The 18,563-nt window shown below is 59.6% G+C and carries 15 protein-coding genes; 9 read left to right on the top strand and 6 right to left on the bottom strand.

Features of this window, described 5'->3' with window-relative positions; translation table 11 throughout:
• Nucleotides 1-75: 75 nt before the first annotated feature.
• From ACI3K0_RS10025 to ACI3K0_RS10000, 6 genes are all read left to right on the top strand, one after another.
• Nucleotides 76-1,437, top strand: coding sequence for an ABC transporter substrate-binding protein (locus tag ACI3K0_RS10025; protein ID WP_183823272.1), 1,362 nt, complete (start codon nt 76-78; stop codon nt 1,435-1,437).
• Between the two features lie 185 nt (nt 1,438-1,622).
• Nucleotides 1,623-2,636, top strand: a complete 1,014-nt coding sequence (locus ACI3K0_RS10020) for a carbohydrate ABC transporter permease (RefSeq protein WP_183823270.1) — start codon at nt 1,623-1,625, stop codon at nt 2,634-2,636.
• Between the two features lies 1 nt (nt 2,637).
• Nucleotides 2,638-3,807: a carbohydrate ABC transporter permease gene (locus ACI3K0_RS10015; RefSeq protein ID WP_183823268.1), complete on the top strand. Its 1,170-nt coding sequence runs from the start codon at nt 2,638-2,640 to the stop codon at nt 3,805-3,807.
• Between the two features lie 37 nt (nt 3,808-3,844).
• Nucleotides 3,845-5,512 (top strand): alpha-glucosidase family protein, encoded by a 1,668-nt coding sequence (locus tag ACI3K0_RS10010; RefSeq protein WP_183823266.1) that lies wholly within the window; start codon nt 3,845-3,847, stop codon nt 5,510-5,512.
• Between the two features lie 24 nt (nt 5,513-5,536).
• Nucleotides 5,537-6,625, top strand: coding sequence for an ABC transporter ATP-binding protein (locus tag ACI3K0_RS10005; RefSeq protein WP_183823264.1), 1,089 nt, complete (start codon nt 5,537-5,539; stop codon nt 6,623-6,625).
• 279 nt (nt 6,626-6,904) lie between these two features.
• Nucleotides 6,905-7,261 (top strand): hypothetical protein, encoded by a 357-nt coding sequence (locus ACI3K0_RS10000; RefSeq protein WP_183823262.1) that lies wholly within the window; start codon nt 6,905-6,907, stop codon nt 7,259-7,261.
• Between the two features lie 70 nt (nt 7,262-7,331).
• Here ACI3K0_RS10000 and edd read toward each other — a convergent pair whose 3' ends face one another.
• From edd to ACI3K0_RS09975, 5 genes are all read right to left on the bottom strand, one after another.
• Nucleotides 7,332-9,149 carry a phosphogluconate dehydratase gene (edd, locus tag ACI3K0_RS09995; RefSeq protein ID WP_183823260.1) on the bottom strand — a complete coding sequence of 606 codons (1,818 nt, stop codon included), beginning with the start codon at nt 9,147-9,149 and terminating at the stop codon, nt 7,332-7,334.
• A gap of 110 nt (nt 9,150-9,259) precedes the next feature.
• Complete coding sequence (gene pgl / locus ACI3K0_RS09990) at nt 9,260-9,958, bottom strand: 6-phosphogluconolactonase (RefSeq protein ID WP_183823258.1); 699 nt, start codon at nt 9,956-9,958, stop codon at nt 9,260-9,262.
• Nucleotides 9,959-9,963: 5 nt separating this feature from the next.
• Nucleotides 9,964-11,442: a glucose-6-phosphate dehydrogenase gene (gene zwf, locus ACI3K0_RS09985; RefSeq protein ID WP_148148122.1), complete on the bottom strand. Its 1,479-nt coding sequence runs from the start codon at nt 11,440-11,442 to the stop codon at nt 9,964-9,966.
• Between the two features lie 76 nt (nt 11,443-11,518).
• Nucleotides 11,519-12,817 carry an NAD(P)/FAD-dependent oxidoreductase gene (locus tag ACI3K0_RS09980; RefSeq protein WP_404945296.1) on the bottom strand — a complete coding sequence of 433 codons (1,299 nt, stop codon included), beginning with the start codon at nt 12,815-12,817 and terminating at the stop codon, nt 11,519-11,521.
• 1 nt (nt 12,818) lies between these two features.
• A complete protein-coding gene (locus ACI3K0_RS09975) occupies nt 12,819-14,261 on the bottom strand; it encodes a glutamine synthetase family protein (RefSeq protein WP_148148120.1) in 1,443 nt (480 codons plus the stop codon).
• Nucleotides 14,262-14,386: 125 nt separating this feature from the next.
• Between ACI3K0_RS09975 and ACI3K0_RS09970 the strand changes: the two genes are divergently transcribed.
• The 3 genes from ACI3K0_RS09970 to ACI3K0_RS09960 all read left to right on the top strand — a co-directional run bounded on the left by ACI3K0_RS09970 (nt 14,387) and on the right by ACI3K0_RS09960 (nt 17,866).
• Complete coding sequence (locus ACI3K0_RS09970; protein ID WP_183823254.1) at nt 14,387-15,571, top strand: NAD(P)/FAD-dependent oxidoreductase; 1,185 nt, start codon at nt 14,387-14,389, stop codon at nt 15,569-15,571.
• Nucleotides 15,572-15,729: 158 nt separating this feature from the next.
• Nucleotides 15,730-15,864 (top strand): hypothetical protein, encoded by a 135-nt coding sequence (locus tag ACI3K0_RS09965; protein WP_280518264.1) that lies wholly within the window; start codon nt 15,730-15,732, stop codon nt 15,862-15,864.
• 151 nt (nt 15,865-16,015) lie between these two features.
• Nucleotides 16,016-17,866, top strand: a complete 1,851-nt coding sequence (locus ACI3K0_RS09960) for a methyl-accepting chemotaxis protein (RefSeq protein ID WP_183823252.1) — start codon at nt 16,016-16,018, stop codon at nt 17,864-17,866.
• A gap of 249 nt (nt 17,867-18,115) precedes the next feature.
• On the opposite strand, the gene ACI3K0_RS09955 is transcribed toward ACI3K0_RS09960, so the two are convergent.
• Complete coding sequence (locus ACI3K0_RS09955) at nt 18,116-18,367, bottom strand: hypothetical protein (protein WP_148148117.1); 252 nt, start codon at nt 18,365-18,367, stop codon at nt 18,116-18,118.
• Nucleotides 18,368-18,563 lie beyond the last annotated feature (196 nt).

The following is an 18,563-nucleotide window of genomic DNA, read 5'->3' as shown; positions in this document are numbered from 1 at the left end:
ACTCCGGTTGCCACGTCGTCGCATGTGGCAATCTTTCAGGTCGACTTAAACGATTTTGAGAGGGAGGAGGATTTGATGAGGACTTCTGTTTGGATCGGCACCGCTGTGGTGGCCTTGATCGCAGGCATGGCACATGCGCAGGAACTGAAGTTTCCGCCGGGTCAGGATGCCAAGTTCAACTGGAAGAGCTATGAGGATTTCAAGGCGGCGCATGCCGACCTCAAGGGCCAGAGCCTGACCCTTTTCGGTCCGTGGCGCGGCGAGGACGAGGTGCTGTTCAACAGCGTGCTTGCCTATTTCAACGCTGCCACCGGCATCAACGGTAAATACTCCTCCTCCGAAAACTACGAGCAGCAGATCGTCATCGATACCCAGGCAGGGTCACCGCCCAACATCGCCATCATCCCGCAGCCGGGCCTTCTGGCCGATCTTTCCACCAAGGGTTTTCTCACCTCGCTTGGCCAGGAAAACGCCGACTGGGTCAAGACCAATTACGGCTCCGGCGAAGACTGGGTTCGCTACGGCACCTACAAGGGCAAGGATGGCAAGGAAGGTTACTTCGGCTTCCCCTTCAAGGCCGACCTCAAGTCCATGGTCTGGTACGTACCGGAAAATTTTGAGGAAGCCGGGTATGAAATCCCCAAGACCATGGAGGATCTGATCGCGTTGACCGACCAGATCGTCGAGGATGGCGGGGTGCCATGGTGCATCGGTCTCGGTTCCGGCGGTGCGACTGGCTGGCCGGCGACAGACTGGGTCGAGGACATGATGCTGCGCACCCAGACGCCGGAAACCTATGACAAGTGGGTATCGAACGAAGTGAAGTTCGACGATCCGGCTGTGGTAGGCGCGATCGAGGAATTCGGCAAGTTCGCCAAGAACGAGAAATATGTCGCCGGCGGCGTGGCAGCGGTTGCCTCGACCGACTTCCGCGACAGCCCCAACGGCCTCTTCGACATTCCGCCGAAATGCTACCTGCATCACCAGGCATCCTTCGTCCCGTCCTTCTTCCCGCCGGACAAGGAACTCGGTGTCGATGCCGATTTCTTCTACATGCCGACCTATGCCTCCAAGCCTGAACTTGGCACGCCGGTTTTGGGCGCCGGCACATTCTTCGCCGTCACCAAGGCTAGTCCTGCCGCCAAGGCCTTTATCGAATTCCTGAAAACGCCGATCGCCCATGAAGTGTGGATGGCGCAGGCCTCGTTCCTGACGCCATATAAGGGCGTCAATCTCGATGCTTATGCCAACGAAGTCCTCAAGAAACAGGGCGAGTTACTGACAAAGGCAACCACCTTCCGCTTCGACGCCTCCGACCAGATGCCCGGCAAGATCGGCGCAGGCGCCTTCTGGACCGGCATGATCGACTATGTCGGCGGCAAGGATGCAAAGACGGCCGCAGGTGAAATCCAGAAAGCCTGGGACGGGTTGAAGTAGAAACTTCTTCTCTCGATTATGTCGGCGGCCCCTCATCCGCCTGCCGGCACCTTCTCCCCGCATGCGGGGAGAAGGAAGCAAGGCGCAACGTCTCGATAATCTCGGCCTTTGCGCAGGGCACGTTCTAGGGTGAGGGGCCAAGCAGACGAATGTCTGCGCTTAAGCCACAGATTGGGAGGGGCAGCATGGCATCGCAGATCGTATCGGCCTTCGGCGCGGTAATCGCCGGCGTGTTTGCCTGTGCGCTCTATTACTGGCTATCCGACAAGCTGCTGCAGATCATCCTGCCGGTGCGCTCGGGTGACGTGCAGAGGATCTCGGCCAATCTGAAGACCCACGCGGCGATCCGGCCCTGGCTGTTCCTCGGTCCCGCGCTGCTCTTGATGATCGTCTACCTCGTCTATCCCGTCATCGCGACCTTCATCCTGTCTTTCTATGACAGGTCAGGCGGCAATTTTGTCGGGCTGGCCAATTACTGGTGGGCGGCGACCGACGCACAGTTCCGCCAGTCGATCTTCAACAACATCCTCTGGCTTGCCGTCGTGCCTGCCGCCTGCACCTTCTTTGGCCTGGTCATCGCGGTGCTCACCGACCGCATATGGTGGGGCAATATCGCAAAAAGCCTGATCTTCATGCCGATGGCGATCTCCTTCGTCGGTGCTTCCGTGATCTGGAAATTCATCTACGAATATCGCGGCGCAGACGGCACCCAGATCGGCCTCCTCAACGCCATCGTGCAGTTCTTTGGCGGCGATCCGCAGGTCTGGATCGCCATACCGATCTGGAACAACTTTTTCCTCATGGCGATCCTGATCTGGATCCAGACCGGTTTCGCCATGGTCATCCTGTCAGCCGCACTCCGTGGCATCCCCGAAGAGACGATCGAAGCAGCGGTCATCGACGGCGCCAATGGCTGGCAGATTTTCTGGAAGATCATGGTGCCGCAGATCTGGGGCACCATCGCGGTCGTCTGGACGACGATCACCATCCTCGTCCTGAAGGTTTTCGACATCGTGTTGACCATGACCAACGGCCAGTGGAACACGATGGTGCTGGCGAACCTGATGTTCGACTGGATGTTCCGCGGCGGTGGTGACAGCGGTCGAAGCGCCGTCATCGCGCTCGTCATCATGGCGGCTGTCACACCGATCATGATCTGGAACATCCGCCAGGCCAGCGAAGACCGGGGAGGGCACTGACATGAACGCAGCGATAAATCTCCGCCGTATCGGCTTGCCTCGCCTGATCGTTCACTTCTCCGTTCTGGTCATCTGCATCCTCTGGCTCATCCCGACGATCGGCATTCTCGTGACGTCCTTGCGAGAGCCGGGCCAGATCGCCTCATCCGGCTGGTGGACGGCCTTCAGCGGAGCAGCCGAAACCAGTGCGGCCCGACTCGGCGAGCCTTCGACCGCAAGACAGGACGGCCCCAACTACGTGATTTCCGGTTCGGTCTTCGATGGCGCCGATACCGGCCCGAAAGGCAGCGTCCGCGCCTTCGGCACCAAAGTCGCCGCTCCGACGGAATTTACAGCCGGTGAAGCTGCTGATCTTGGCGACGGCGAGACGCTGACCGTCAATGAGGACGGCACTTATGTCTATTCCAAGAACGCGCCCTTCACGGACAAGCGCGGCAAGCGTGTCTATCTTTCCGTCGCGCAGCCGCCGTCCTTCACGCTCGATAATTACCGCACGGTTCTGACCTCTCAAGGCATCGGTCAGGCCTTCATCAATTCGTTGACCGTCGCCATCCCGGCAACGATCATCCCCATCCTGATATCGGCTTTTGCGGCCTACGCGCTGTCATGGATGCAGTTCCCCGGCCGCGCGATCATCATCGCCGTCGTTGTCGGCCTGATCGTCGTGCCGCTGCAGATGTCGCTTATCCCGCTGCTGAAGATGTATAACGAGATCGGTGCCTTCTTCGGCATTGCGTCGCGCAGCTATGTTGGCATCTGGTTGGCGCATGCCGCCTTCGGCATGCCGCTCGCCATCTATCTCCTGCGCAATTACATCGCCGGTCTGCCGAAGGAAGTGATCGAATCCGCCCGTGTCGATGGCGCCAGCGACTTCGAGATCTTCGTCCGCATCGTGCTGCCTTTGTCTTTCCCGGCACTGGCTTCTTTCTCCATCTTCCAGTTCCTCTGGACCTGGAACGACCTTCTCGTTGCCATGGTTTTCCTCGGCACCGGCAAGGACCAGCTGGTGCTGACAGGCGCACTCAATGCGCTGCTCGGTTCCATGGGTGGAAAGTGGGAAATCCTCACCGCTTCCGCCTTCATCACCATTATCGTCCCGATTATCGTCTTTTTTGCACTGCAGCGTTATCTCGTTCGCGGCCTGCTGGCAGGCTCCGTCAAGGGCGGCTGAGGCCGCGGACGATCACCAGAACCAACAAGGATATTGAATGAGCATTTCCGCAGAAGCCGCAGCGACGCCCAGCAATGCCCCGGACCGGGATTGGTGGCGCGGTGCCGTGATCTATCAGATTTACCCGCGCTCCTTTCAGGATTCCAACGGTGACGGCATCGGTGACCTCAAGGGCATTACCGCCCGCCTTCCGCATATCGCAGCGCTTGGTGCCGACGCCGTATGGATCTCGCCCTTCTTTCCGTCGCCGATGAAGGATTTCGGTTACGATGTCTCGAATTACATCGATGTCGATCCGATGTTCGGCACGCTGTCAGATTTCGACGGCCTGATCGCCGAAGCCCATCGCCTCGGTATCAAGGTGATGATCGACCTCGTGATGTCCCATTCGTCCGACCAGCATCCCTGGTTCATCGAAAGCCGGTCTTCTCGCTTCAACCCCAAGGCCGACTGGTATGTCTGGTCGGATGCCAAGCCGGATGGTTCACCGCCCAATAACTGGCTGTCGATTTTCGGCGGATCCGCTTGGCACTGGGATCCGACGCGCATGCAATATTACATGCACAATTTCCTTACCTCCCAGCCGGACCTGAACCTGCATAATGCCGAGGTGCAGGATGCGCTGCTCGATCTGACCCGCTTCTGGCTGAAGCGTGGTGTCGATGGTTTTCGTCTCGACACGATCAACTTCTATTTCCACGACAAGGAGCTGCGCGACAATCCGGCGCTCGACCCTTCGCGCCGTAACGCCTCCACCGCGCCTGCGGTCAATCCCTATAACTTCCAGGAGCATCTCTACGACAAGAGCCGCCCGGAAAACATCGACTTCCTCAAGCGTTTCCGTGCCGTGTTGAACGAGTTCCCCGCCATCGCCGCCGTCGGCGAGGTCGGCGATAGCCAGCGCGGGCTGGAGATCGTCGGCGAATACACGTCCGGCGGCGACAAGATGCATATGTGCTACGCCTTCGAATTCCTGGCGCCAGATGTGTTGACGCCAGCACGCGTGGAGGAAACCCAGCATGCGTTTGCGGCCGCAGCGCCGGAAGGCTGGGTCTGCTGGGCCTTTTCAAACCACGATGTGGTGCGTCATGTCAGCCGCTGGGGCCAGGAGGTCCTTGATCGCGACGGCTACGCCAAGATGCTCTCCGCCATCCTTCTGTCCCAGCGCGGCTCGGTCTGCATCTATCAGGGAGAGGAACTGGGCCTGACGGAAGCAGATATCGCTTATGCCGATCTGCAGGATCCTTACGGCATCCAGTTCTGGCCAGAATTCAAGGGCCGCGACGGCTGCCGCACACCTATGCCGTGGGATGCGCAGGCGCTGCAGGCGGGTTTTTCGACTGCGGAACGCACATGGCTGCCCATCCCGGTCGAGCATCAGTTGAAGGCTGTCAGCGCCCAATATGGCGACCCGGCTTCGGTGCTGGAACAGTATCGTCGCTTCCTCGCCTTTAGAAAGACAAATCCGGCTTTGTCGAAGGGCGAGATCTCGTTCCTGGCCACCGAGGAACCGCTGCTTGCCTATGAAAGGCAATATGGCAACGAGACCATCCTGTGCATGTTCAACATGAGCCCTAATTCCTCATCGACAGCATTGCCGGACGGGAATTGGGAAGTGCTGGAAGGGCATGGGTTTGAGACTCCATTTGAAGGCCGCCAGATCGAGCTGCCGGCGTGGGGCGCGTTCTTCGCACGGCACGTGTGAGATAGGGAACAGGGGAGGACGGTCATGACCGGCGTAACGCTCAAGGAAATCCGCAAGTCCTATGGTCAGGTCAAGGTGCTGCATGGCATCGACCTCACGATAGAACAGGGCGAATTCATCGTCTTCGTCGGTCCGTCCGGCTGCGGAAAATCGACTCTGCTTCGGATGATCGCCGGGCTCGAAACCGTGACTTCCGGTGAGATGTCCATCGATGGCGAGGTTGTCAATGAAGTCCCTCCCTCGCGCCGCGGCATCGCCATGGTCTTCCAGTCCTATGCGCTCTATCCGCATATGACTGTTTACGACAACATGGCTTTTGGCATGCGGATCGCCCGCGAAAGCAAAACCGAGATCGATCGCCGCGTTCGCGCGGCGGCCGATATCCTGCAGCTCACGCCCTATCTCGAACGTCTGCCCAAAGCGCTCTCCGGTGGCCAGCGCCAGCGTGTCGCGATCGGTCGCGCCATCTGCCGCAATCCTAAGGTCTTCCTGTTCGACGAGCCCCTGTCGAACCTCGATGCGGCGCTGCGTGTCGCGACCCGCATCGAGATCGCCAAGCTCAAGGACAAGCTTTCCGACACGACGATGATCTACGTCACCCACGATCAGGTCGAGGCCATGACGCTGGCGGATCGCATCGTCGTTCTGTCCGCTGGAAAGATCGAGCAGGTCGGGCCGCCGCTGGAGCTTTACGAGCGCCCGGCCAATCTTTTCGTTGCGCGTTTCATAGGCTCGCCGGCAATGAACATCCTGCCGGTGACGATCGGCGAACCCGGCGCCGAAACCTTGGTCACTCTCAAGGGTGCCCAGTCAACGAGCGTACCGATCACGGTACCCGCTACCGACAGGGGCGCGAAGGCAAGTCTCGGCGTTCGTCCAGAAGATCTGGAGATTTGCATAAATGACGACTACCTCTTTGAGGGCCGCGTTTTGCTGGTGGAAGCGCTGGGCGAGGTGACCCTGCTTTATCTCGAAGGCGGAGCCGGCGAAGAGCCGGTCATCGTCAAATTGCCCGGCAAGTCCGATGTCTCGAAGGGCGATATCGTTCGCCTCAAGGCTGCTCCTCAAAAGCTGCATCTTTTTAATGCAGAAGGCAGGACATATCGGGTCTGATGAAGGCCCTGTGAAACGAGAAGGCCGTTTCTGCGTCCCGATTTGCGCTGGCGGAATTAGCTTGCTCGTTTTCGCGTTTCGAAGAGAGGCGCAATGCCCTCGTCGGTAAGGGTGAGTTCACCACATTTCGTGAAGCGTCCATTTGTCCTGTGCTGAAACGGGACTCGCCAACCCGTTGTTAAACTTCACGACCTAGTCTCCGCCTGTAAGTATAGGAGTAAAGTCGTGGGTGCGGCGCCAATTAACAAAAATCATTATCTGAACAAGGAAGAGTCATTCATGTATGACCGCGAACAGCGGTTCAAGATGGAAGACACGATGAATGCGGGCCGCATCGAATATACCGAAAAGGCCGTACTCAACATGGCGCAGCGCCGTTGCGATGTGGTGCAGATTTCCCAGAGCGGCGCGGTCCTTGGCCTGCTGACGCAGTATAATCTTCCCGAACAGTTCTATCTCGATATCCCCGATGCCCGCATCAACAAGGTCGGCTGTGTCCTGATGCGCGTCAACATGAACAACACGATCGAAGTCCGCTTCCTGCGCCTGCTGAGCGATAAGGAACTCAACCGCATCTTCGTCTTCTCCACCCATCCAAGGCACCGGGACCACAAGATGGATATCCGCACCTGGTAAGATAGATCGATAGACACAAAAAAGGCGGCCACCGGGCCGCCTTTTTGCTGTTTGATCCGCAGCCTGTGCCTCAGGCAAAAACGCTTGCGCCCTGATCAGCCCTGCCGACATTGCGGCGGAAGGCGGAGAACAGCTCGCGGCCCATACCGAATTCGTTTTCGGAAAGATCGGCTTCGGCCGGCGTGCGTGCATCGAATTCCGCTGCGTCCACCAGCACTTCCAGCGTTCCGGCAACCGCGTCGAGACGGATCATGTCGCCTTCGCGGATTTTCGCGATCGCGCCGCCGTCAGAAGCTTCCGGCGTCATGTGGATTGCTGCCGGCACCTTGCCGGATGCGCCCGACATGCGGCCGTCGGTGACGAGGGCGACCTTGAAGCCGCGGTCCTGCAACACGCCGAGCGGGGGCGTCAGGCGGTGAAGTTCCGGCATGCCGTTCGCCTTCGGTCCCTGGAAGCGGACGACGGCAATGAAGTCACGGTTCAGCTCGCCGCGCTTGAACGCATCCTGCAGGCCCTGCTGGTCGTGGAAGATCACGGCCGGTGCCTCGATCACATGGCGCTCCGGCTTGACGGCCGAAATCTTGATGACGCCATGGCCGATATTGCCGGAAAGCATCTTCAGGCCACCGGTCTTCTGGAACGGCTGGTCGACGGTTGTCAGGACCTTCGGGTCACCGCTGACCTCCGGCACGCTTTCACGCGTCACCTGTCCGTCTGCGCCGAGCTTGGCTTCGACCGTATAGGCTTCCAGCCCGTGACCGAAGACGGTGCGCACGTCGTCATGCACATAACCGCCGCGAAGAAGCTGCTTGATCAGGAAACCCATGCCGCCGGCAGCGTGGAAATGGTTCACGTCGGCAAGCCCATTCGGATAGACGCGCGCGAGAAGCGGTACGGTATCCGAAAGCTCGGAAATATCCTGCCAGGTCAGGTGAATGCCTGCAGCCCGCGCCATTGCGACCAAATGCATCGTGTGATTGGTCGATCCGCCCGTCGCATGCAAGCCGACGACGCCGTTGACGATCGAGCGCTCGTCGATCATCTCGCCGGCCGGTGTAAATTCATTGCCCATGGCGGTGATGGCGAGTGCCCGTTTCGCAGCTTCGCGGGTCAGGGCTTCGCGCAGCGGCGTGCCGGGATTGACGAAGGAGGCGCCGGGCATATGGAAGCCCATGATCTCCATCAGCATCTGGTTGGAATTGGCCGTGCCATAGAAGGTGCAGGTGCCGGGACCATGATAGGACTTGGATTCGGCTTCCAGAAGCTCGGTGCGACCGACCTTGCCTTCCGCATAGAGCTGGCGAATGCGCGACTTCTCGTCGTTGGGCAGGCCCGAGGTCATCGGACCGGCCGGAATGAACACGGCCGGCAGGTGCCCAAAGGAAAGCGCGGCAATCACCAGGCCCGGCACGATCTTGTCGCAGATGCCGAGATAGACGGAAGCGTCGAACATGTTGTGGGAAAGGCCGATACCGGCCGCCATGGCGATCGTATCGCGCGAGAACAGCGACAGTTCCATGCCCGGCTGGCCCTGCGTGACGCCGTCGCACATCGCCGGAACCGCACCTGCCACCTGTGCAATGCCGCCCGCTTCACGGGCAGCTTCGCGGATGATCGGCGGAAATGTCTCATAGGGCTGATGCGCCGAAAGCATGTCGTTATAGGCGGTGATGATGCCGAGGTTCGGAACGACGTCTCCGGACAGCGCGTCCTTCTCGGCGGGGGAACAGACGGCAAATCCATGTGCCAGGTTCCCGCAGGAAAGAACCGCCCGGTGCGGCCCCTTGGCGACCGCTCGTTGCAATCGGTCGAGATAGGCCTCGCGATGCGGTTTGGATCGCTCGATGATCCTTGCCGTGATCGCCTGAATGCTGGAATGCGCCGCCATGTCAAAACCTCCTTCGGGCAATCCCGGCTTGGGAGAGGCCAAAGCCACCGGGATTGCATGTCTCGTCAATGTGTTGCCGCCTGACGAGCGCCAGGCGGACGATAGGTGCCTCAGGGCGCCCAGTAGATCTCGAGCGGTGAAACCGCTCTGGTGAGTACGGCGCGGATCGGCATGTTCTTCTCGTCCGATCCGGCTTCAGCCTTCGCCAGCACGTCCTTCTTCTCCTGGCCCTCGATATGCAGCACCAGCAGCGGTGCGTCGGAGAGACTTGAGAAAGTGAAGGTCAGCCGCTCTTCGCCGGCACCTTCCGCCGCCATGGTCATCACGCCGCGTGGCGTCGAAAGATTGAGCGCTTTGGCAAGATGATTGCCACGTGGAAAGAACGATGCAGTATGTCCGTCGCCGCCCATGCCGAGGATCGCGACATCGAACGGATTGCAGATCGAAGCCGTCTTTCCGGTGGCAATTTCCGCGGCTGTATCGATCGTTGCCGCTTCGTGATAGAGCGGGATGAAGGTCGTGGCCGCAGCCTTGTCCTTGAGCAGATGCGTTGCGACCAGAAGATGATTGGAGCGTGGGCTGTCGGCCGGCACGAAACGTTCGTCGACCAGCGTCACCGAAACCTTCGTCCAGTCGAGATCCTTGCCCGAAAGCGCCTCGAAGAAGCGTTTCGGCGTCGACCCGCCGGAAACGGCGATGGACGCCGCTCCCTTTTTCGAGATCGCTGCGGAAAGCTGCTTGGCAACCTTGTCGGCTAGCGCTTCGGCGAGATCGGCTCCATTGGCAAACTCATGAAAAGTCGATGCCATGGTCTTCAGCCTTCGTGCCAGGTGCGGCCGTCACGCTCGATCAGTGCAATCGCCTGGCTCGGACCCCAGGTGCCGGCCGTGTAACCCTGCGCCACCTGTCCGGTTTCTTCCCAGCCCTTGAGGATAGGATCGACCCATTCCCATGCCGCTTCCACTTCGTCGCGACGCATGAACAGCGTCTGGTTGGCACGGATCGTGTCCATCAGCAGGCGCTCGTAGGCGTCCGGGCTGCGGGCGTTGAAGGCTTCCGCAAAGCTCATGTCGAGCGAGACATTGCGCAGGCGCATGCCGCCCGGACCTGGGTCCTTGATCATCAGCGACTGCTTGACGCCTTCGTCCGGCTGCAGGCGGATGATCAGCTGGTTGGCCGAAATCCGGCCCGCTGCCGTGTCGAAAATGTTGTGCGGCACAGGCTTGAAGGAAATCACGATTTCCGAAACGCGGCTCGCAAGGCGCTTGCCCGTGCGGATGTAGAAGGGAACGCCGGCCCAGCGCCAGTTGCCGATCTCGGCCTTGATGGCGACGAAGGTTTCGGTGTTGGAAACGCCACCTTCCAGCTCTTCGAGATAACCCTTGACCGGGCCGCCCGCGGAGGCACCGGCGCGGTACTGGCCGCGCACCGTCATCACTTCGCAATTGTCGGCGGTGATCGGCTTCAGCGCCCGCAGCACCTTGAGCTTCTCGTCACGCACCGCTTCCGAATTCATCGAAGACGGGGTTTCCATCGCAACAAGGCAAAGCAGCTGCATGATATGGTTCTGCACCATGTCGCGCAGTGCGCCGGCCGTGTCATAATAACCGGCGCGACCTTCGAGGCCGACAGCTTCGGCGACAGTGATCTGCACATGGTCGATATAGTTGGCGTTCCACAGCGGCTCATAGAGCGCATTGGCAAAACGCAGCGCCATCAGGTTCTGGACCGTCTCTTTGCCCAGATAGTGGTCGATACGGTAGATCTGTTCTTCCTTGAACACCTTGCCGATCGTGTCGTTCAGTTCCAGCGCCGAGGCGAGGTCGCGGCCGATCGGCTTCTCGACGACGATGCGCGTCGACTTGGTGATCAGCTTGTGGTCGCGAATCTTTTCCGAAATCGCGCCGAAAATCGCCGGCGCAACGGCCAGATAGAAAGCGCGAATGCGCTCCTTGCCGGTGCCTTCGTCGAGAATCTTCTTCAGCTTGTCCCAGCCCTGATCGGACTTGGCATCGACGGAAATGTAGAAGATGCGCTCGCAGAAGGCCTTGACCTGGGCTTCGTCATATTCGCCCTTCTTCAGATGCTCCTTGAGCGCATCCTCGGCGAACTTGCGGTATTCTTCATTGGAAAGCGCGCTACGGGACGCGCCGATGATCCGCGTCGGCTCCGTGAACTGACCTTCGATCTGCCGGTGATACAGAGCCGGAAGAAGCTTGCGCTCAGCAAGGTCGCCGGTCGCGCCGAAGACGATGCAATCGAATGGTTCCACTGGAATGATCTGGCTGCTCATCGCTCAACTTTCGTCATGTGTGGTTGGGGTGTGTCTTATGCTAATCGATTTAAAAAGGCTAGCCCGAATGTCGGCCTCAAATACGGTCTCTTAGCGCAAACCAGGTTAATGCAAGGAAAAGCAGTGGTTTACGCATTGCATGTCCTCCCGGAAAGGCAGGTATGTTAAGATCGGCCAGCACGTCGAGCTCGCTTTTGCCTCCAGCGACCATTTCAGCATAAAGCTTGCCACAATAATTTGACAGCATCACGCCATGGCCGGAATATCCACCGATGGAGGTAACGCCTGGCATGACCTGGCGAACGAAAGGCCTTCGCGGCAGAGTGATCCCCACATTGCCGCCCCAGGCATGGGTTATCCGCACGTCCTTCAAGGCCGGATAGGTGGTGACGATCTGCTGCCGTATCGCTTCCGCCGTATCGCTCGGGTTTTTCGAACTATAGACCTCACGGCCGCCGAACAGCAGCCGGTTATCCTTCGACTTGCGGAAATAGCGCACCACGAAGCGGCTGTCGCAGACAGCCTCCATGCCCGGAATGACATGCGGGAAAGCATCGAGCGGCTCGGTTGCCGCGATGAACGAGCCGATCGGCATCACATGCGCTGAGGTGACCGGTTCGAGATCGCCGATATAGGCATTGGTGGCGATCAGCACCCGGTCGGATGTCAGCGTGCCTTTCGGCGTCTCGACCCTGATCTTGGTACCCTCGCGGCGGATCGCCGTCGCTCTGGTATTCTCGTAAATGCCGGCGCCTGCGGCCTTGGCCACTTTCGCCAGACCGATCAGGAATTTCAGTGGGTGGATATGGCCGGTGCCGATATCACGCACGCCGCAATAATAATCCTTGGTGCCGACCCGCTCTTCCGTCTCCGCCTTGTCCATGAATGTCATGTACGGATAGTCATAGCGTTCAGCGGCGATCTCCGCATTGGCGCGGTAATCGCGCTCATATCCCGGTTTGTGTGACACGTTGAGCTGGCCCGGCATGTAATCCATGTCTATGCCATGCAGTGTCGCAAAATCGTGGAGATGCCGCTTGGCGTTTTCTGCCATTTCGAACAAAAGCTTGGAGCGTTCGTAGCCCAGTTCCTTCTCGGCCTCTTCCGGCCACCAGCGCTGCCCGGTGCCGAGCTGCCCGCCATTGCGGCCGGAGCCGCCATCGCCGAAGTGCCCGCCTTCGATCAGCGCCACGGAGACGCCGGAAGCCGCCAGATTACAGGCTGCCTGCAATCCGGTATAGCCGCCGCCGATGATCGTTACATCCACCGCCTGCGAGCCGTCGAGTGTGGGATAGGTGGGGCGTTCCTCGACGCTCGCCTGATACCAGGAAAGACCCGGCGCGATCGGGCTCTGCCATGTATCCATGCTGCTCACCTTAAACGTTGAGAAGCAGGAACTCGCGCTCCCACGGGCTGATCACCTGCATGAAGGTCTCGAATTCCCCGCGTTTGACGCCTGCATAGATACCGATGAACTCCTTGCTGAACACCTCCGCCAGCGCCGGCTCCTCTTCCAGCAGCGAGACAGCTTTCAGGAGATCGCGCGGCAGGTCGATCGCGCCTTCGTTGGCGGATTCGTCCGTCGGCGGTGTCGGATCGATCTTGTTCATGATGCCGAGCAAACCGCAACCGAGCGACGCAGCGAGTGCCAGATACGGATTGGCATCCGAACTCGGCAGCCGGTTTTCGACGCGCCTTGCCACCGGATCGGAAACCGGCACGCGGAAAGCCGTCGTGCGGTTGTCGTAACCCCAGGCGGTATTGACCGGCGCCGCCATGTCCGGCGTCAGGCGGCGGTAGGAGTTCACGTAAGGCGCCATCATCACCAGCGCCTTCGGAATATAGGTCTGCATCCCGCCGATGAACTGGAAGAATTCCTTCGAAGGTTTGCCGTCCTTCTGCGAGAAGATGTTCTTGCCCGTATCGATATCGACGACGGATTGGTGGATGTGCATGGCCGACCCCGCCTGGCCCTGCATCGGCTTGGCCATGAAGGTCGCGTAGATGCCGTGTTTCATCGCCGCTTCGCGGATCGTCCGCTTGAACATGAATACCTGGTCGGCCAGTTCCACCGGATCGCCGTGACGCAGGTTGATTTCGAGCTGCGCCGGTCCTTCTTCGTGGATCAGCGTATCGATCTCCAGTCCCTGCTTTTCGGAGAAGTGGTAGATATCGTCGATCAACTCGTCAAACTCGTTGATGCCGGCAATCGAATAACCCTGTCCACCGAGAATCGCGCGGCCGGAACGGCCCTTCGGCGGATGCAGCGGATAATCCGGGTCGTCGTTCTTGGCGACCAGATAAAATTCGATTTCCGGAGCCACGACCGGCTTCCAGCCACGCTCTGTGTAGAGTCGCACAACGTTCTTCAGCACGTTGCGCGGCGTATAGGCGACAGCGTTGCCTTCCGTGTTGACGATGTCGCAGATCACCTGCGCTGTCGGATCGGTTTCCCACGGCACGACCGAGAGCGTCGAAAGATCCGGCATCAGCTTGAGATCGCTGTCGCGCGGCTCGTAGCGGAAGCTCTCGGTCTCTTCCGGATATTCGCCGGAAATCGTGTGCCTGTAGAGCGCCGATGGCAGCGCCAGCGATGTGTTGGAGGTGAATTTCGACGACGGCATCATCTTGCCGCGCGGCACGCCGGCAAGGTCGGGCGTGATGCATTCGATATCTTCGATCCCTCGCGCGCGCAGCCATGCCGCGGCCTCCTGCCAGTCTGCCACGCCGCGAAGCGAGGTCAACGTTGGTTGGGCGACGGCGGCCTTGGCGACCGTACCGACTTCAACTGCAGCGGGATTGGCTTTTTTGGTTGGCATGACACACCGGGTGAGGTTGATCGAATGTTCCCATCATAGCCACCGATCGGCAATTGGCGAGGGGGAGGCGTTGACTTTGGGTGAACTATGTCGAACAGCGAAAGCGGCAACCAATGGAGTGATGATTGGCCCGTAAATTCGATGTGGTGATCCTCGGCGCCGGTGCCGCCGGCATGATGTGCGCGATCCGCGCCGGTGCGCGTGGGCGTTCCGTTCTGGTTCTCGACCACGCCAAGGCTCCGGGCGAGAAGATCCGCATTTCCGGTGGCGGTCGCTGCAACTTCACCAATATTCATGCCGGCCCGAAGAATTATCTCTCTTCCAACCCGCATTTCGTCAAATCAGCACTCGCCCGGTATTCGGCGCAGGATTTTATCGATCTGGTGAACCGCCACGGCATCGCCTTCCACGAAAAGACACTGGGTCAGCTCTTCTGCGATGAAAGCGCCAAGGACATCATCCGCATGTTGCTGTCAGAGATGGAAGCGGTAAGGGCCAAGCTCGAACTCCAGACCGGCGTCACCTCGGTGGAAGGGAGCGCTGACGGTTTTCGCATCGTCACCTCCACCGGCGAGACGATCGAAGCCGGCTCCGTCGTCGTTGCCACCGGCGGCAAGTCGATCCCGAAAATGGGCGCGACCGGTCTCGCTTATGACATCGCCAGGCAGTTCGATCTGAAGCTCGTCGAAACCCGCCCTGGCCTCGTGCCGCTGACGCTCGATCCGGGGCTTCTGGAAAAGCTCGCGCCGCTTTCGGGCATCGCCGCACCCGCCGAAATCCGCCATGGCAAGACCAGCTTCCGCGAGGCTCTGCTTTTCACCCATCGCGGCTTGAGCGGTCCCGCGATCCTGCAGATCTCGTCCTATTGGCGTGAAGGTGACGAGATCACGCTCGTGATCGAACCGGATCGCCGGATCGCCGACGACCTGAAGGCTGCCCGCAAGGCCAACGGCAAGCAGTTGGTGCAGACGGCGCTTTCCGATATCCTGCCCAAGCGGCTTGCGCAGTTCTTCGCCGAGAAACATCCCGCGGCAACGAAGCTTGCGGACTGTTCAGACAAGGTTTTCGACGCTGTCGCCGCTTCGATCCAGGACTGGCGAATCCGTCCGGCAGGCTCCGAAGGTTATCGCACGGCCGAAGTCACGCTCGGTGGCATCGATACTTCGGAACTCGATTCCAAGACGATGCAGGCAAAGTCTGTTCCCGGCCTATACTTCATCGGCGAATGCGTCGACGTCACTGGTTGGCTCGGCGGCTACAATTTTCAATGGGCGTGGTCGTCGGGCCATGTCTGCGGAGAAGCGCTTTGATCCTGGCATTCACGCCCGCATGGCTCCGGTTGTGGTGTTATCGTTCAGCACTTCTTAATGTAACGAACTGATCCTGCCATAATCCCAGCTTATTTTGATGTTCAAGATCGAAAAAGGCTGCCACTATAGGTTTGATTATCGTCTCGGAGTTCCAATCCATGCCGAATGCTCGCCGTACCCGCGCCATTGCAATTGCCAAGGCGGATGACCGCGCAAAACTCTTTCGTTTCAGCATGCTGATGATTGCCGCTGGAACCACGGCTGCACTTTTGGCCGTACCGGTACTGTTTTAAGCGGTACGCTAATTTAATCGGTTTTTCAGTGGCTTTGGGCTGGTTTGCTTTGCGCGGCCGCCTCCAAATTCTTGACGTTTGTCAAGTTTAGCAAAAATTTCACCTATGTCGGCGAGTGTGTGTGGGAAATTTACACCCACAAAGGCTCCCCATGAAAAAGATCGTACCTTCTTCGGTCGTCACTAAAATTGTATTTCTTTGTCTCTTTCTTATCGTGGTTGCAGTCTCCGCCGTTTCCGGCCTTGCCTACAACACGTTTCGCAAGGACATCATGGAAACGGCTGTGGAGGATACGCACAAGTCCATCCGGACGATGGCGTTAATCTATGAGACGGCTGTGGTGAGTGCAAAAACAGCACTTTCTGACGGAAAGCTCGCCAAGGTTACTGCCGGCGAGGGGGCACTTCAGGGCCATGATCTTGTCGATCGTACCGCCGGCTCCATCGGTGGCGTAGCGACGGTGTTCGAGAAGCAGGGCGGCGATTATGTCCGCATCTCCACTAACGTGAAGAACGAGAAGGGCGAACGTGCCGTCGGCACCAAGCTCGTCGCCGATCACCCGGCACAGAAGGCTCTGGCCAAAGGCGAGGCCTATTATGGCCCGGCCGTTCTTTTCGGCCGCGATTTCATGACCGCCTATTATCCCGTTGTGAACGCCTCCGGCGCTGTCAGCGGCGTACTCTTCATCGGCATCCCGATGGAGGTCTATTTCGCCCATATCGCCTCTGCCGGCACGGCCTTGATGGTCTCCTCGCTGCTTGCGCTTCTCTTCATTGCCGTTGCCAGCTATTTCGTCATTCGCAGACTCGTCAGCCCGCTCGGCGTCCTGACCGGCTCCGTCCGGGCGATTGCCGATGGCGACAACAAGTCCGAGATCCCTTACACCGCACGCTCTGACGAGTTCGGCAACATTGCCCGCGCCCTGCAGGTCTTCCGCGACAACGCGCTCGAAAAACTGCGCATCGAGCATCAGAGTGCCATGGAACGGGCAGAGGCCGAAGCCGAACGCGAACGCAACGACAGTGACAAGCGCATGGTCGACAGCCAGATTGATCAGGCTGTCGCAGCACTCGGCACGGCCCTGTCGCGCCTGTCGCAGGGGGATCTCTCGGTCACTATTGACCAGCCTTTCTCCGGCAAGCTGGAACCGCTGCGCACCGATTTCAACGGTTCGATCCTCAAGCTGCGCGACACGCTGTCCCACATTCGTCAGAGCACGATGGCAATCCAGAAGAGCAGCGCCGATCTCAGCCATTCGTCCGCTGATCTGTCTCGCCGCACCGAAAGCCAGGCGGCTTCGCTGGAGGAGACCGCGGCTGCTGTCGAGGAAATCACGGCAACCGTGCGCTCTTCCGCCGATCGTGCCCGCGAGGCGAACGAGGCCGTTGGTCACACGAAGAAGAATGCCGACAATTCCGGCACCGTCGTCAAGAATGCTGTCGAGGCCATGGGGCGTATCGAAGACGCGTCGCAGAAGATCGAACTGATCATCGAGGTGATTGACGACATCGCCTTCCAGACCAACCTTCTCGCTCTGAATGCCGGTATCGAGGCGGCCCGCGCGGGTGAAGCCGGCAAGGGGTTTGCGGTTGTCGCGCAGGAAGTGCGTGAACTGGCGCAGCGCTCAGCCGATGCGGCCAAGGAAATCAAAGGCTTGGTCAATCAGGCGACCAACGAGGTCGGTTCCGGTGTCTCGCTCGTCCAGCAGGCCGGCGAAGTACTCGCCACGATCAGCAGCGAGATCGTCGTCATCAGCCAGCATGTCGAAACCATCGCCACCGCCAGCCGCGACCAGTCGGCAGCGCTGTCCAACATCAATCAGTCCGTCAACCAGATGGATCAGATGACCCAGCAGAACGGCGCAATGGTGGCCGAAACCAGTGAGGCAAGCCAGCGCCTGGCGGCAGAGACCGAAGCCCTGTTCGACCTGCTGCAGCAGTTCCGCATCGATGCGGCCGCCACGGGCACGCAGTCTTCTTATCGCTACAGCAAGGCCGCCTGAACGGCGTCTCTTGAAGATCGGCAACCAGATGTAAGAAAGGGCGGCTTGAGGCCGCCCTTTCTGTTGGCAGGGAGATGAAAAGGTATGGTGGCCGAAGGGCTCCCAAGAGGCTCCCTAATGGCTCCATCGGCCCGGCTCTTGTCCGGCCGGTGTTTGAGGCAATTCCAGCACAAGTGTGAAACTCTGACTGCTGAATTTGCGACAAATTGCGGGACGGTGCGGTCCGACCCGGCAATCTTGCACCCGCCGCTACTGAAGCCTGTTGGTCATGACGACGGGAACCATAAGGTCGCCCCAGTGGCCGTCGCCGCCGTGATGCCGCGCCGAACGGATCAGCTCGACCGAAACGCCGGCCTCGACTGCTTTCATGACGGCATGGTTCAGCCGGTGCAGGTCATTGGCAAGCGAGCGGATCGCTGCCTGCTGATCGGCGGTCATGGCGCTTGCCTGCTCCTCCGCCCGTTCTTTTACATGGGTCTTGATGGGTGCCTGGATCGTCATTTCGGGGTCTCCTTTCGTTGGGTTTGGTGGTCTTGATATCTCTTGTTGCCGTGAGCCTTTTGCGGATGGCGAAGTCCCCCTCTGGCCTGCCGGCCATCTCCCCCACAAGGGGGGAGAAAAATCGCGGCAGCCGCCCATTTCACCTGTGAACGCTGGCGGTGAGGCTGGGTTAAGCCCTCCCCCTTGTGGGGAGGGC

It is taken from the genome of Rhizobium sp. ZW T2_16, from assembly GCF_044987325.1.
Taxonomy (GTDB): Bacteria; Pseudomonadota; Alphaproteobacteria; order Rhizobiales; family Rhizobiaceae; genus Neorhizobium; species Neorhizobium cellulosilyticum.
The sequence above is the reverse complement of the archived record's forward strand: the minus strand, read 5'-3'. Positions and strand labels throughout refer to the sequence as shown.

What these genes read in the sequence shown, in the direction of transcription:
- ACI3K0_RS10025 (WP_183823272.1), top strand. Translation starts at nt 76, where the DNA reads ATGAGGACTTCTGTTTGGATCGGCACCGCTGTGGTGGCCTTGATCGCA.
- ACI3K0_RS10020 (WP_183823270.1), top strand. Translation starts at nt 1,623, where the DNA reads ATGGCATCGCAGATCGTATCGGCCTTCGGCGCGGTAATCGCCGGCGTG.
- ACI3K0_RS10015 (WP_183823268.1), top strand. Translation starts at nt 2,638, where the DNA reads ATGAACGCAGCGATAAATCTCCGCCGTATCGGCTTGCCTCGCCTGATC.
- ACI3K0_RS10010 (WP_183823266.1), top strand. Translation starts at nt 3,845, where the DNA reads ATGAGCATTTCCGCAGAAGCCGCAGCGACGCCCAGCAATGCCCCGGAC.
- ACI3K0_RS10005 (WP_183823264.1), top strand. Translation starts at nt 5,537, where the DNA reads ATGACCGGCGTAACGCTCAAGGAAATCCGCAAGTCCTATGGTCAGGTC.
- ACI3K0_RS10000 (WP_183823262.1), top strand. Translation starts at nt 6,905, where the DNA reads ATGTATGACCGCGAACAGCGGTTCAAGATGGAAGACACGATGAATGCG.
- edd (WP_183823260.1), bottom strand. Translation starts at nt 9,149, where the DNA reads ATGGCGGCGCATTCCAGCATTCAGGCGATCACGGCAAGGATCATCGAG.
- pgl (WP_183823258.1), bottom strand. Translation starts at nt 9,958, where the DNA reads ATGGCATCGACTTTTCATGAGTTTGCCAATGGAGCCGATCTCGCCGAA.
- zwf (WP_148148122.1), bottom strand. Translation starts at nt 11,442, where the DNA reads ATGAGCAGCCAGATCATTCCAGTGGAACCATTCGATTGCATCGTCTTC.
- ACI3K0_RS09975 (WP_148148120.1), bottom strand. Translation starts at nt 14,261, where the DNA reads ATGCCAACCAAAAAAGCCAATCCCGCTGCAGTTGAAGTCGGTACGGTC.
- ACI3K0_RS09965 (WP_280518264.1), top strand. Translation starts at nt 15,730, where the DNA reads ATGCCGAATGCTCGCCGTACCCGCGCCATTGCAATTGCCAAGGCGGAT.
- ACI3K0_RS09960 (WP_183823252.1), top strand. Translation starts at nt 16,016, where the DNA reads ATGAAAAAGATCGTACCTTCTTCGGTCGTCACTAAAATTGTATTTCTT.
- ACI3K0_RS09955 (WP_148148117.1), bottom strand. Translation starts at nt 18,367, where the DNA reads ATGACGATCCAGGCACCCATCAAGACCCATGTAAAAGAACGGGCGGAG.